Genomic DNA, 14,727 nt, shown 5'->3' on the forward strand with positions numbered 1-14,727 from the left:
CTGCTCCTATCCCGTGAAGTCCAGCGTCTTTTGGCCGATCCGGAAGATGACGAACTCGGCGGGACGCAGCGGCGCGATACCGACGAGGCAGTTGAGCCGTCCGTTGTCTAGGTCGTTTTGGGTCATGGTGGTGCGGTCGCACTTGACGAAGTAGGCCTCCTCGACGGTGTCGCCAAGCAGGTGACCGGACTTGAACTCGTTGAACAGGAAGTCGTCGATAGTGCGTCGGACGTTGGCCCACAACGCCGACCCGTTCGGTTCGAACACCGCCCATTGGGTGCCCCGATCAATCGAACGTTCAATGAAGGCGAAGTACCGGCGCAGGTTGAGGTACTTCCACTCCGGGTCTGAGGAGATCGAACGTGCACCCCACACGCGGAAGCCGCGGCCCTCGAAGTAGCGCAGGCAGTTGACGCCCTCGGGGTTGAGGACGTCCTGCTGGCCCTTGTTGATCGGCAACTCGAAGTCGATCGCGAGTCGCACGACCTCGTTGGCGGGCGCCTTGTGTACGCCGCGTTCGATGTCGTTGCGGGCATAGATACCGGCCACGAATCCAGATGGGGGGGTAGTGATCTCGGCTTCGGTGAACGGATCGGCGATCTTGATCCACGGGTAGTACAACGCCGCGTGTTTGGAATCGAATTGGGCCCGGTACCCGCGGATGTCGGTGGGCAGCGCGGCGTCGGGTGCGTCGAGCACGGCGATCCTGTAGAACATCCGTTCGGCGTGGCTGATCAGCAGTTGGGCGATCGTGTTGCTCTGCGAGGACTCGTCCCGTCCGCCGCGGCTGGAGCCGGGGGCGGCGATGATGCTGATGTCCTCAAGGTCCTCAAAGGCCAGCAGCCCCGACTTCTCCCCAGTGCCCGATACGTCGCCGGTGTAGGCCATGGCGCCGGGTCGGGCACCATCAGAACCGCCGGTGAGCCGGAAGCTGACACGGGGGGGCGTCGGAGGCGGGTCCTCTCGCCGGCGCGGCACCACCAGGGCATGCTCGATCAACTCGGCGGCGGTCGACGCTGAGGGCAGCGAAGTTACTAGCAGGCTCTCCAGCATCGCCTCGACGAGCGAGGCGCCATCGGTCAACTCGCCGAGCTCGATAATCAGCGGCACGTTGAGCGCTGTGGCCCGGTCGGTCGGCGGCGGGGCGAAGATGCGGGCCAGGGAACTCGACTGGTGTCGCGGGTCGGGATTGAGGTTCTCCCACACCTGGTCGTCCATGAACCGTCCGCGCCGGCCCACCGTCACTGTGACGGTGACGACGCGGATCTCCTTGGCGCCGCTCGCCAGGATCTCGGGTAGGTTCTCTTCGGCGTCGCCATGACGCAGCACGATCCGCTCCTGCTGCAGTGCGTTGTCAAACTCCCGGTCGACCACGTGCAGGGTCGCGGCGACGGGAAGCGAGGCGTCGAAGTTTCCGACCAGCACGGTGTCCCACCGCAACACCCCCGACAAGGCCGACCCGCCGGGGGTGCCGGTCAAGATGTTCGGGCCAACCCTGACGTCGAACGTGACGACGAAGTTGCCCGCCGCGCCCGGCCACCGGGCACGAAGGGCGACGCCGGGGCTACTGAGCGTGTCGTCGAGGATGAACAGGCCGGCGTCGGGGAACCGCTCCTCGAGAGCGCCTGACCCGGTATCCGGGATCGGTGGATGCTGGAATGTGCGGGCGACGTAGAGCCGCCGACCGCCATTCTCGAAGAAGCCCCGCACCGCGTGGGCGAGGTCGTTGTGCTGGGTGGTATCGCCGAAGGACAGCGGGTCGATGCCGCCGTAGATCCGCTCGAAATCGAGGAAGCTGGTGAGCAACTCGGGTTGCCCCGTCGTGGGCCCGAAGCGGGTCGGTCCGACGAAGCCAGCCGTACTGGTGCTTACCCCCTCGATGCTTTTCTGGCGGTACGTCGTCTCCTCGACGTACACCCCGGGAGCGAGGTACTCGGGCATTACTGCTCCTCCATGGTGTTCGGACGTCGTGGCGGCGCTGAGGACCGGCGCCTGGGCGCGGCGTCGGTGTAGTCGTGAATCGGTGCGCTGGTCACGCGGCCGGCTCCACGAACAGGTACGACGTGCGATCCGCTGCGGTGTTCGCGCTGGCGAGTACCAGCGGGACGCCGTACTGCAGCACCCCGGCCGAACTCGGTGCGCCAGCCGCCGCATCGTCGGGGAACACTAGGCCCGGCCGCTGGCAGAACACCGAGTGGATGCGGGGTATGTCGACACCGGAAGGAAACGACAGCTCCGAGGGGTCCCAGCGAACTTCGACGGTGACCGGCCAGTGTTGCGCGGCGGTAGGGATCCCGTGCGACCCCGCCGGAGTTGACCCCGGCAGAGTCGTCACATCGAATTCGGGGTAGGGAAACGCGACGAGAACGTTGCCGGTGGCGTCGGCGACGCCGACCGTCCGCGACAACGCGGTCTCGATCACGAGCACGGCGTGAGCGGCGGGTGCCATGGTGGCGTGGTCGCGCAGGCATGCACGGACCACCGCGCTCGATGCCGGCACTGAGCGCTGCGGACCCGACATCAGGAACATCGGCATGTCATCGGGCACACTCCAGGCAAGCGCCGCGCAACCGGCCAGTGCGTCGGCCGCGACGACGAGGCCGCGACGGGGAGCGACGATCCGCATGGCGGTGGGCAGGAACCGGCCGTACCGATCTTCAACGATCACGTCGATCGCCACGCCGAACCCGCTGGGCAGGTCGTCGAGCTCGAGGCGCTCCCCCGAGCCTGGGCGCGGGCACTCGACGTTGCGCAGCACCGGCAGGCCCGATATGGCATGAACCCCGCTGGGGGTCGGTACTGCGGCGCGGAATGCCCCGATCTGGTCACTCGCCCGGGCCGACACCGTCAACCCGTCGGTAATCGGGGCGTCGGTGAGTAGGTCGTAGAACGCCACCCCGAGCGGGGTCACTCGTTGGACGGTTTCCACGATTCTCATCGACTGTCCAGACACTGGTAGTCAGTGATGCGTTCCTGCACCGGGGCGGCGGTGATCAGCTCGCGGCTCGATTCGATGCGGATATTGCGCGCGGTGTAGGGCACCGAGAGCTGATAGGTGCCGCTGCCGAGCAGTTCCCACAGGTGCAGCAGGTCCTCGGTGACCAACTCCCCGACCAAGACCTCGACCGTTTCGTCGTCGCGGAATACACCGGGTGAGAGCCGGTTCAATAAGCCCGGCGGCAGCACCCGGTGATCGTCCATGGTGCGCATCATCCATCCCAGAATCGCCTGTTGGAGGGATGCTTCGGGCGCCCAGGTGGTGAGGACGAAGTGCGCGTCGAGCGGAAGCTGAGGTTGCTGCGTCTCGCCGTTGACATCGCGGCGTCCGGGGGGTGTGCGATGGCTGTCATTGAGCATTACCCGATAGAGGAACACCGACACCCCGGCTGTCAGCCCACCGTTGAAACCTCCGGTGGACAGCACACGAAACTCGAGGTCGCGGTTGAACGCCGCGGGATCGTAGTTGTCGCGCAACAGCTCGACGACTGCGTGGCAAGCGGCTTCGATCCCGCGGTAGGTCGCCATCACCACTCCCTGGTGTGTCGCGTGGCCATCACAGCAACACCATCCCGTGGGCTCGTCACCGCAGCGTCAAAGCTTCGTCACGCATGGGGGTTTCGAGTCCGACCGGGCGAATTTGAAATCGGAACCCCGTGCCGGTGCCGTCTGCCGGAAGGCACCGCTCGATTTTGAGTCCGGGGTTGACGTTGCGGTGACGGTCAGCTATCAGGCTCAACGCCGTGCACGAAGTGGTGATCGACGGTATGCGGTACGTTCCCGAATCCCGGTCTCTGGGCGTTGCCATCACCACCCGCAACCGCCGGGATATCTTCAACAAGACGTATGCGGAGTGGAAGCGGTTCATGCCGCCGGAAGGCGTCCTCGTGGTCATCGACGACGCCAGCGATGAGCCAGCACCAGGTGACAATGTGATGCGGTTCGGCGACCAGCAAGGTATCGCCAGGGCGAAGAACGCCAGCATCGCGGCATTGATGGGCTTCGGCGTTGAGCATCTGTTCTTGGCCGACGACGACTGCTACCCGTTGCAGGCCGGCTGGGCAGATCTGTATTCCACCTCCGCCGAACCCCACTTGATGTTCTTGTTCAAAGACCCCGGTCCCCGCGGCGAGAAGCTGTCGACCCCCGCACTCGTCTACCGGGACAGTGACCTGTACGCCTACGCACACCCGCGGGGCTGCCTGCTCTACCTGCACCGATCGGTGGTGGACCGGGTGGGCGGCATGCGACCCGAATTTGGGCTGTGGGGCGAGGAACATGTCGAGTACAGCCTGCGCATTCATGCCGCCGGCCTCACCACCGCACCCTTCCAGGATGTGCCTGGCTCCGACAAGTACTTCTATTCGATCGACGAGAACTGGCACAAGCACCCCGAGTTTGAGCGGGCCGTCCCGACCCAACAGCGGCTGGCCCAGATACAGCCCAACAACGACCTGCTCGAACGCTGCCGTGGATCCGCTGACTACGTCGAGTACCGTCTGTTGCCCAATGTGGTGATCACGACCCTGTTCACCAGTCGACCGGATCCACAGCGCGGCCCGAACAGGCTGAAGTCCGATCTCGGGGAGGTGAGTGCCTGGCGCAGTTCGCTACGCGGCTGTAAAGCCGTGGTGCTTACCGATGAAGTGCCCACCGGCGGTGACGCATGGCGCGTACCCACCGGTCTGCAACCGTACCTGCAGCGCTGGGTGTCGCTGTATCAGCACCTGCGGGACAACGACTACGGCTGGGTATGGAGCACCGATGGTACCGACGTCGAGATGCTGCAGGAGCCGTGGTGCCGGATGGCGCACGGCAAGCTCTACGTCGGTCACGAACAGACCGTGGTCGATATTCCGTGGATGCGTACACATCACCCGCACTACCTGCCTTGGATCGAGGCCAACGGGTCTCGGCAGCTACTCAACGCCGGTATTGTCGGTGCGGACCATGCCACGATGCGCGCTTTCGCCGCCGCGATGGTCCGGGAAATCCTGGACGTACTAACAACCGGCGGAACGATCGACAGTGACATGGGCAGCTTCAACAAGGTGGCCTACGAGTTCGGCGATGTGGAGTGGGGCAGTCAGTGGGTGACCCCATTCAAGGCCTACCAACGAAACGACTGGAGCTGCTGGAGACACAAGTAGAGGTTTTCTCAGTAATTTGATCTTGCTGGCAAGCGTCTGGGCCGGATCGCGAACGGACGCAGGGCCCCTGGTAGGACTAGATTTGCGAAGACCAAGTCCACGAACCAGAGGCCCCGCGTGATCACCTATTCTGTCACGCGCGATGTGCCCCGCCCGCTTGCCCAGTACCTGGGCCGATTGCTGCAGGCAGCCGCCATCTACCAGCATAGAAAGCCCGGTGAACACAAGACTGGAACTCGCACTGGGGAGGATGTCATGACCACGAGGCCCGTGAAGGGCACGTTCGCAATCTCTTCGGGATTCCGAACTGCCGACCGGCCCGACCACGACGGAATCGACATCGCCGCACCGTCCGGTACACCGATCTACGCACCGGTCGACGGCATCGTCATCGAGGGAGCAGATCGAGCAGCGGGTTCAGTGTCGGGTTTCGGGAATTGGGTGTGGATCGACGCCCAGCAGGAACGCGGCATCGACCTCATCTTCGGGCACATGCGCCACTCGTCCATCCTGGTCAAGCGGGGTGATCGGGTGCGCGAGGGCCAGCTGATCGCGACTGTTGGATCCGAAGGTCAAGCGACCGGCCCGCATTTGCACTTCGAGGTGTGGGGGCCACCCGGTCGGATCGGCGGTGACGCTCGTAACCCAGAAGACCTGGTTCGCGACGCAATCGAGCCCGGCGCGCCGGTTGGTGTCGGGACGAACGGCGGCTCCGCCGGCGTATTCTCCGAGGCCTTTCCCCTCCCCCGCGGCTTCTACTTCGGCCCCCTCGAAGGCCCCGACTCTTCGATCTCGGGTCGGCATGGCAGTGAACGGACCGAGTGGATAATAGGCCTCAAACGCTGGCAGAAAGCCCAAGGTTTGCCGCAGACCGGCGTTTACGACGTGGCCACTGCCGATGCCGCCCGAGCGGTCCAGCTCGCGCATGGTCTGACGCCGGACGGATTGATCGGCGAGGACACCTGGCGGGCCGGGATGGAAGGTACCGCGCCCTCCCTGCCGCCCGTTGAGGGGACGCCGAACCTACAACTCGTCGATCATGCGGCCGCCCGGCCCGGCGCCAAGGCCGTCAAAGCCGACGGCTACGACGGGGCGGTCCGCTACTTAGTAGATTCGCCTGATCGCGGCCTTATCAACAAGAAGCTCACCCCGGAAGAGGCGGCCGGATATCTGGCGCTCGGTATGCCGCTCGTCAGCAATTGGCAGAAGGGCAAAAACGCCACCGCAGACTGGAGGCGCGGATTCGACGGTGGCGTGGCGGACGCGAAGGCTGCGGACGCCTGGCACAAGAACTGCGGCGGCCCCGCCGCTGCTCCCATCTTCTTCTCAATCGACGATGACCTGACGTTGGCGGAGTGGAACAGCTTGGCCGCGCCGTATCTCCGAGGTGCGGCCTCGGTGATCGGAAAGCAGCGCGTCGGGGCCTATTGCAAATATATAGCCTGCGACTGGGCGATCGAGGACGACGTCGTGGGAGTGTGCCGTGACGGTAGTGGGCGGCGCTACCTGTGGCAGCCCAATACCTGGCTCGGCGGGCGGCCCCTGGGCACGATCTCCGAACACGCGTGTTTGTTCCAGCGGTTGATTCACCCGCGCGACAATGTGACCGTCGCCGGTATCAATGTCGATGTCAGTGACACCCTGACTGCAGACTTCGGCCAATGGCAGTACGCCGAACAACCTGTCGACCCCGAACCGGGCGGCGTGCGTGCGCCCGAGGGGTACGACATCACCTGGCGCGAAGGTCCCGGCTACAACCAGGGACATGACGTCTATGCGCGAATCTACCTACATACTACTGAGAACCAAGATTGGATCGCTCGGGCCGAGAATGTCGCCGACTACCAGACCAGCACGAAGAACGACCCCGCCAAGGCGGGTTCGTACCACTATCTGATCGACGACAATCACATCGTTCAAACGGTCTCGACGAAGAACACTGCCTGGGGCGTCCCCGGCGCCGGCAAACGCATGTCGGTGGACATTGCGATGGTCGGCACCTCCGGAGCGATCCCCCGATGGACCGGGATCAATCCGAACGAGGAAGGGAATCCCAAGCAGCGCGATAGATGGCTCGAGCACGACAAGATGCTCGACATGGTCGCCTTCACGATCGCTAAAGTGTCGAAGGAGCACGGCATTCCGATCGAACGGGTCGACACCACCGGCGTCCGAAACAACATGCGCGGAGTGTCGAGCCACAACAACTACACCTACGGTTCCGGAATAGGTACCCATTGGGACGTTCCGGACACCTTCCCCTACGATGTAGTTCTCGCCACGGCCATGCGATACGCCGGCATCCCGGATGACCCGGACCGTTTCCCCCTTCCCAGTGGACACTACTGGGGGCCGCTCGAGGGACCTCAGGAGTCCTGGTCGAACCTGTTCGGGAATGAACCGCAGTCGTCGAAGGACGGCTTGAAGCGGTGGCAAGCGACCCTCGACATCCCCCAATCGAGCGTCTTCGATAGGGCCACCAGCGACGCGGCGAAGAAGATGCAGATTGCAAAGGGCTGGCCGGTCACGGGGCACGTCTACGCCGGAGAATGGTACGGCGTGATCAAGGATGGGTGGCGACTTCCGGGCACCCCCGTCGACGCCGGCCACGAGATCACGCCGGTGGCCCACAAGGTGGCCGACGCCACCGGACCAGGCCACACGGACAGATTCGGTATGGCCGCCACGGATCTCGGCGTGATGACCCGCACACCGTCCGGTCGGATCCTCGCGGTGTTCGGCGACACCTTCCGCGATCCCAGGGTCGGTAGCGCCGACTGGCGAGCGCCGGTCGCCCTCTTCTCGGACACGACGCGGCTTGACGACGGCATTCGATGGCACGAGGCCGCCGGACCGGATTCCGGGTATGCCCGGCAGCTGCTGCCCTACGATCACGGGGACGGCACAACCGTGCTTCCGTCGGACGTCATAACGATCGGTCCTGACATCTTTCTGCACGTCATGGTCAACAAGGGTCTCGGTAACGTCGTGCGGACCGAAATCTGGAAGTCGTCGGACGACGGAAAGAGCTGGTCGCGCACCCCTGCCGAATTCGATGCCGGCCTCCACGGTGGGTTCGCGCAGCTGTGGACTTGGGCGCGAGACGACGACGGTTGGGTGTACGTCTTCTCGACAGGATTCCAGCGCGACAAGGGCGCAATCTTGCGCAGGGTCCGGGAGGACCGGATCACCGATCCAGACGCGTATATCGGATGGGGCTGGCGCGACGGCCAATGGAACTGGGGAAATCCGCCGACACCCGTTCTCGAGAAGCAGCCGTCCGCGGAGAAGTTCGGCGAGATGTGCCTGCGCAAGATTCAGAACAAATGGGTGCTCGTGAACTTCGACGCCTCGACGGTCGGGGGCTATGACATCGATATTCGTATCTTGGACAAGCCGACCGACAACCTCTACCAAGTCCGAAAGACGACACCGATCAGGGGATCAGCGTGGGCCGAGGAAGGCGGCGACCGGATAGCCCAGCTATACGGACCCAGCATCGTTCCGGGGTCCACACTGGACGGGGGTCTGCATCTACTGGTGTCGCAATGGAAGACCGCCGATGGCTGGCCCTACCGTGCAATGCACTTCAAGGTCCAAGTCGGTTAACCTCACGCTTTCACAGTGATTCGTGATCGCGGGTGCGGGGACTAAGATCGACCGGCAAATGATGACCACTTGAGTCGTCGGGTGGTGGGCCGGGTCGGCCACCGGTAGTACGTGCGTGCACGGTTGATCAGGCGCCTGCCTCGACCGCTGATGCACATCGACCACCAGGGGTTGATCCCACCCCGAGGGCCGGATAGAGGAACGGCTGAACAAGGAGATCTGGCGGCGGACCGACGTGGTCGGGATCTTCCCGGATCGGACTGCTCTAATCCGGCTGGTCGGAGCGGTGCTCGCCGAGCAGCACGACGAGTGGATCGAAGGCCGCCGCTACCTCGGCCTCGACGTCCTCGTCCGCTCCCGCACCGACAAGCCCGCCGACAGTGTCACCGAGGAGACCGGGGAGGTGACACCGGCCTTGACCGCCTGATCCACCGACGAGGAGTCACCCGACGACGTCGTACACCACCTTACGGGACTTGACCGACTTGACCCACCATCACGCGAATCGGTGGCATGAATACTCTCAGTGAGCCTTCACGTAGCGCTGAGGAAAAGGAATACTTGGTGTTCCTGGTCCGAGCAGAGCGAGAATTTTCGAACATTACCGCTTCTTTCCGGACGGGTTAAGCACGAGCAGTCGGTGGAGGACAGGATTAGGGCTGTGGGCAGTTGGCGGTGGTTAGAGCAGAAAAGCCTCACGGCTGCTTGGATACCGAGTCAGTGCAGGCAGGTGCATTATGGCAACTGGTCGACGTAGCGCCTTGATCGTTGCTTGTGATGACTATCAAGACCCTGGGCTGCAACGGCTCAGGGCTCCGACACGGGATGCTGAGGCTCTTGCTTCCGTCTTAAGAGACCCGCTTATCGGGGGCTTTGACGTGCGCATACTGATGAACGAGCCTGCCTACGTGGTGAGCGAGGGCGTCGAGGAGTTCTTTTCCGACCGCACCACCGAGGACTTGCTACTACTGCACTTCTCCTGCCATGGAGTCAAGGACGAGGCCGGGGAGTTGTATTTCGCTGCATCAAACACCAAGTTGAGTCGGCTGGGAGCGACGGGTGTGCCAGCAGAGTTTGTAAGCCGTCGGATGAACAGAAGCCGGTCCCGGCGCATCGTCCTGCTGCTGGACTGCTGTTATGCCGGGGCTTTCGAAAGGGGCATGACGCATCGAGCCGATACCGGTATGAACCTCCATGAGCAGTTGAGTGGCCGCGGTCGCGCCGTGATCACCGCATCGAGCTCAATGGAGTACTCCTTTGAAAGTGGCGAGTTGACCGATGCCAGCAACGACGGACCCTCAGTATTTACTGGCGCTTTAGTGGAGGGCCTTGCAACCGGTGAGGCCGATCGAAACCAAGACGGGTTGATCACCCTCGACGAGTTGTATGACTACGTATATGCCAAAGTGCGGGCTTGCTCACCGAATCAGACACCGGGCAAGTGGGTGTTCGGTGTGCAAGGTGATCTGCACATTGCCAGGCGCCACCGGCGTTTGAGTGAACCGACACCGTTGCCTGTCGAACTCGAGCAGTTGATCGATAGTCCTATATCAAGCGTGCGCGTGGTCGCTGTCCACGAACTTCAGAAACTCTGCAGAGGCCGGCACCTCGGACTCGCAGAGTCGGCTCAACAGGTGCTCCGGAAACTTACCAAGGACGACAGCCGACGTGTGGCCGCGGCGGCCTCGGCAGCCCTTCGGGAACACATACGACTCCCGGTGCTTCCATCGGTCCATTCAGATGCTGGGAGTCCGAAACCGTCCCAACTGAAAGCTAGCTCGGTGACTCCGACCCCATCGAAGCCAGCACCAGCGAAACCAGCACAACCATTCGGCGGACCGCATGCATTTCCATCACCTCCTCGTCGGACCACCAATGACGCCAGGCACACAAACCCGGAAGCGCGACCGATCCAGCATCCTCCAGAACAGACGAATCTGGGACACCCCGCCGACGGACCTCGGAGTACACAGGAACGCCCTGCGCATCCTCATCCGGGAACCATCGAAGTCAACGCGACCCGAAACAAGGATGCCCTCCTGTGGCGCGCCGCGGGTACGTTGACGATTCTCGCTGCCGTCTTGATGGCAGTGAACCCCTTCGTTCCGTACGTGCGAGGCTCGGACGAGACACTGATCGACATCGGCCCGCACGTGGTTCTGCCAGCACTCGCGACGGCCACTGTAATAGGTGTCGCCGGCGTTGGCCTGTGCAGCGCTTCTAGGAGGTTGTTTGGAGCAGGCATGGTGCTAGGGGAAAGTGCTACCCTTCCATGGTTTATCTGGAACCAGTGGGAGCCTTGGACCATGTGGGGCCTCGCAACGTGGATTTGGTATGTCGCCTTGTGGGTGCTGGTACTTACGGCCGGGCTGGCGGGGTTGGCTGTGGGCCGGTGCACTGAGGTGCAACTGAAATGGGGCACAAGTACGTCTGCGGCGTCGTGGTTGCTTGTGCTAATCGGCATGCTCACCCTTGTCGTGCTGGCGATCGACCAATTCGTCATCGGAGAGCATCCGGTCACCTCGGACAATTGGGGTGCAATCGTGTGGGTGACCATGGCACTCGTTATTCCTGTGTGCGCTGCGGCTGCTTCACCCCGTAAATTCGCGGTTTCGTTGCTTATTGGATGGAGTGGGGCGGCTGCAATCGTGGCCTATTACTCGGCGTATTCCGCACGCCACGCAGGCACAGATATAGAAATGATTATCATTTTCGTAGCGTTGCTGCCCGCTTTGCCCATTATCGCAGCATCGAGCGACTCGCATGGATCAGGGGCAGAGAGACATCGAGTGTAGTCCCTACACGGCCCCATGACGGCGAATGAACTCGTTCACCAGCCTCTCTTCGCTTTCCGATGAGGCATCCGTAAGCTCGATTTGATCCTCGCCGATCCGCACACTGATCTTGAGTTGGCGCCGGCTGGAGTGCCAACTCCGTACGGTCTCCAGCAGTTGACGTAGTGCAACAAGACCGGGCCCGACTCCCACTATCAGCTGACCGATCGTCTCGGCATCGAGGCCCCGAGTTCCGGAAGGGGCGGCCTCACCCTTTCGGGCCGTGACATGGTCCACATCCAGGTCCAGTAACTCGGACCGAAGCGTTCGGGTTGTTTCCTCTAATTGTTCAGCATCGAATTCGTCGCTGGATAACCACAGATCCACATCAATCGGCTTGGGCCGGGAAGCGTCCACGATCAGAGAATAGCGCTGCGGAGAGGCACGTTGGGCCACTTCCGCTCCGGGTGGGTTGCCTCAGCCTGGATCCACCGGTGATGTGGGGGTGTGAGCGTGTCGTAAAGCGCGAGAGCCTGTGCGGTGCAGGAGAATCTGAGTTACCACACAAAGATTCCAGCACCAGAACAGAGGCATCTCGCAGGTGAAGGCATCTAATACCATCACCCCGGTTTTCGATGACCCGAACCTCGTGTCGGCCGCCGGACTGATTCCGGTGATGCGACTGGCCGAGAACGCGGGCCTGCACGAGGTACTCGGGCAGCGGCTCAGTGTCGATTCACCGAACCCGGTGGCCAAGTCCGCGAGCATCGTCGCGGGCATGCTCGCCGGCGCCGACAGCATCGACGACCTGGACCTGCTCAGGCACGGCGCGATGGAGAAGGTGTTCGGTGGGGTGTGGGCACCCTCGACACTCGGCGCGTATCTGCGCTCGTTCACCCACGGTCACGTCCAACAACTCGATGCCGTCGCCGCCCGATTGTTGACCGGCCTGGCCAGCCGCGTCTCCACTCTGCTCGCCGGAAGCGAGGAGATCGCCTACGTCGATGTCGACGATACGATCTGGGAGGTCCACGGCTACGCCAAACAAGGCGCCGCGTTCGGCTACTCCGGAGTGCGACGATTGAACGCGCAGGTGGCGGCGCTCTCCACGCCGACAGCGGCTCTGGTCATCGTGCGGGCACGGTTGCGGCGCGGCAACGTCGCCTCCCACACCGGTGCCGGACGCCTGCTCGCCCAGGCGATCGCCGCCGCCCGCGCCGCCGGGGTCACCGGGCAGATCCTCGCCCGTGCCGATTCGGCCTACTTAGGGCACGCATTCGCCGCTGCCGCACTCCGCGCCGGAGCGTGGTTCTCGGTGACCGCGCGGATGAGCCCACAGATCAGGGCGGCTACCGCCTCGATCGAGGAGTCCGCGTGGACGGCGATCACCTATCCCAACGCCGTCTACGACGAAGACGAGCGACGGTGGATCTCCGACGCGGAGGTCGCCGAAACCGAAGTCACGATATTCACCTCCCGCCGCACACGGGAGCACGTCACCTGCCGGCTGGCGGTGCGGCGGGTCAGACGGTTGAATTCTGCCGCCACCAGCGGCAGGACGAGTTGTTCGCCACCCTCCGTCATCACGGATTCGTCACCAACTCGACCCCGACCACGGTCGAGGCCGACGCCCGACACCGTGACCATGCGACCGTCGAGCAGGTCATCGCCGAACTCGAGAACGGACCGCTCGCGCACCTGCCGTCGGGGAAGTACGCGGCGAACGCGGCCTGGCTGGCACACGCGGCCATCTCCTTCAACCTCGCCCGCGCCGCCGGTGTCGCGGCCGGGGCCCGTCATGCCCGCGCCCGGTGGGCGACGCTGCGCACCCACCTGATCAACATCCCCGCGACGATCGCATCGTCGGGACGCCGCCTAACCCTGCACCTACCAACCCGCTGGTCCGGGGAGTCGTCCTGGCTGGGTCTGTTCGACATCGCGGTCGGCTCACCTCCTGCGTTCACCGCCGCCTGACCACCCGCCCTGCAGGGCGCAACCGGAGACCGCAGTGGAAATGCCGGGCAGACCGGCGGATCACCCGTGCCTGCAGGAAATCGCTCACCGAAATTCGGCGAGATGTCAGTTCCGAATCACGATGGTGGATCAGGGCTCAGACCGTCCATGCAACGTGGAGAAGGTTGCACATTGACGGGCGTTTGATGGCGCTCATTGATTTGATTCTGCTCAGTCCTGCTGACCGAAAGTGCTCACCCGTGTGGCTCTGCCGATGAGGGCGGGTCTCCTTCCAGTACCAACACGTCGGGGATTGACGATCTTCGCCCGGAACGCCGCGACGTTCGCCTTCGACGGCCGCAACGAGTTGTCCACCACGCACCCGCATCCGCCGCGGTTGATCCGACGACTCCGACGCGACGTACTCGACATCGCACTCCGCGAAACCGAAGTCGAGCGACGGCTCGCTGTCGACACTCATGACCGGCGCAGCGTCATCACGCTGCGGTTACCGGCTGGTTGTCGTCGGGACCGGGCGACGGTACCGGCGTAGCCGTCGGGGGTAAGGCGACGGTGCCGGGCGCGGCCAGGTCGTCCTTCGCCTGCTCGATGATCTTCTTCGCCTCCCGGGTGCTCACACCCAGCAGTGGCGCGAGTTCGGCGGGCGAGGCGTTCGCACTGAACTCCACGATCGCCGACGCATACTCGCGGAGCAACGACGACTCTTGCTCTTGTTCTTCCGGTGTCAGATGGGTGCCGGCCGACGCTGCTTCTGCCTGCACGGCCTCGATCTTGGCGGCGTACTCCTGCTGGATCTTCGCGATGCGCCGATCCCGGGCCTTCTCCAGCCGCTCGATCTTGCGCTGCGGCGTGGCTGCCCGGGACTCGAGCACCGCGTCGAGCTTCGCCAGCTTCGCCGCAGCATCGTTGATCGGAGCTGCCAGGGATTCGAGTTCGGCCTGCCGCGCCAGGACGCGTTCTCGTTCGCGCCGGAGGTTCTCGCGCACGTTCGGGGTGGTGTGCGGGCGCAGGGAGCGGCGAGCTGCCGCCTTCGAGGAGGTAGCCATGGCCGGGGAGTCTATCGGTTCGCCGCGATTTCGCACGGCTTCACACCCCGGATGCCGTGTTGCGGTGTCAAGTCACAGCTCTCATCCGCCTTCCCGACGAACCCCTTCCGCTATTGCCTCACGGCGGCAGCCCCATCGCGTGCCCAAACCGTCGAGGTTCAGGGCACGCCCGGGCTG

Annotated in this window: 8 protein-coding genes and 2 pseudogenes; 5 read left to right on the plus strand and 5 right to left on the minus strand. The window is 63.8% G+C overall.

The window, feature by feature from the left end; genetic code table 11:
• Positions 1 to 6: 6 nt before the first annotated feature.
• From G6039_RS11895 to G6039_RS11905, 3 genes are all read right to left on the minus strand, one after another.
• Entirely contained in the window at positions 7 to 1,941 is a 1,935-nt protein-coding gene (locus G6039_RS11895) for a phage tail sheath family protein (protein ID WP_043802074.1), read from the minus strand.
• Between the two features lie 91 nt (positions 1,942 to 2,032).
• Positions 2,033 to 2,938, minus strand: coding sequence for a hypothetical protein (locus G6039_RS11900; protein ID WP_152103834.1), 906 nt, complete (start codon positions 2,936 to 2,938; stop codon positions 2,033 to 2,035).
• Positions 2,935 to 3,525: a Pvc16 family protein gene (locus tag G6039_RS11905; RefSeq protein WP_152103835.1), complete on the minus strand. Its 591-nt coding sequence runs from the start codon at positions 3,523 to 3,525 to the stop codon at positions 2,935 to 2,937. Before G6039_RS11905 ends, G6039_RS11900 begins: the two co-directional genes overlap by 4 nt.
• Positions 3,526 to 3,740: 215 nt before the next feature.
• On the opposite strand from G6039_RS11905, the gene G6039_RS11910 reads away from it, so the two are divergent.
• The 4 genes and pseudogenes from G6039_RS11910 (at position 3,741) to G6039_RS11925 (ending at position 11,551) form a co-directional block, all read left to right on the plus strand.
• Positions 3,741 to 5,147, plus strand: coding sequence for a glycosyltransferase family 2 protein (locus G6039_RS11910; RefSeq protein WP_043802068.1), 1,407 nt, complete (start codon positions 3,741 to 3,743; stop codon positions 5,145 to 5,147).
• A 255-nt stretch (positions 5,148 to 5,402) separates the two neighbouring features.
• The gene (locus G6039_RS11915) at positions 5,403 to 8,756 is read left to right on the plus strand and encodes a DUF4185 domain-containing protein (RefSeq protein WP_080688629.1); all 3,354 of its coding nucleotides are present in this window, start codon (positions 5,403 to 5,405) and stop codon (positions 8,754 to 8,756) included.
• Between the two features lie 196 nt (positions 8,757 to 8,952).
• A pseudogene (locus tag G6039_RS11920) lies at positions 8,953 to 9,183 on the plus strand (transposase); the annotation flags it as partial.
• 310 nt (positions 9,184 to 9,493) lie between these two features.
• Positions 9,494 to 11,551, plus strand: a complete 2,058-nt coding sequence (locus tag G6039_RS11925) for a caspase family protein (protein ID WP_080688628.1) — start codon at positions 9,494 to 9,496, stop codon at positions 11,549 to 11,551.
• Positions 11,552 to 11,554: 3 nt separating this feature from the next.
• Here G6039_RS11925 and G6039_RS11930 read toward each other — a convergent pair whose 3' ends face one another.
• A complete protein-coding gene (locus G6039_RS11930) occupies positions 11,555 to 11,947 on the minus strand; it encodes an effector-associated constant component EACC1 (RefSeq protein WP_152103836.1) in 393 nt (130 codons plus the stop codon).
• Between the two features lie 184 nt (positions 11,948 to 12,131).
• Here G6039_RS11930 and G6039_RS11935 point away from each other — a divergent pair.
• Positions 12,132 to 13,504, plus strand: a pseudogene (locus G6039_RS11935) (IS1380 family transposase).
• A gap of 476 nt (positions 13,505 to 13,980) precedes the next feature.
• Here G6039_RS11935 and G6039_RS11945 read toward each other — a convergent pair.
• The gene (locus G6039_RS11945; protein WP_043802066.1) at positions 13,981 to 14,550 is read right to left on the minus strand and encodes a hypothetical protein; all 570 of its coding nucleotides are present in this window, start codon (positions 14,548 to 14,550) and stop codon (positions 13,981 to 13,983) included.
• Positions 14,551 to 14,727 lie beyond the last annotated feature (177 nt).

It is taken from the genome of Rhodococcus aetherivorans (genome assembly GCF_011058165.1).
GTDB lineage: Bacteria > Actinomycetota > Actinomycetes > Mycobacteriales > Mycobacteriaceae > Rhodococcus > Rhodococcus aetherivorans.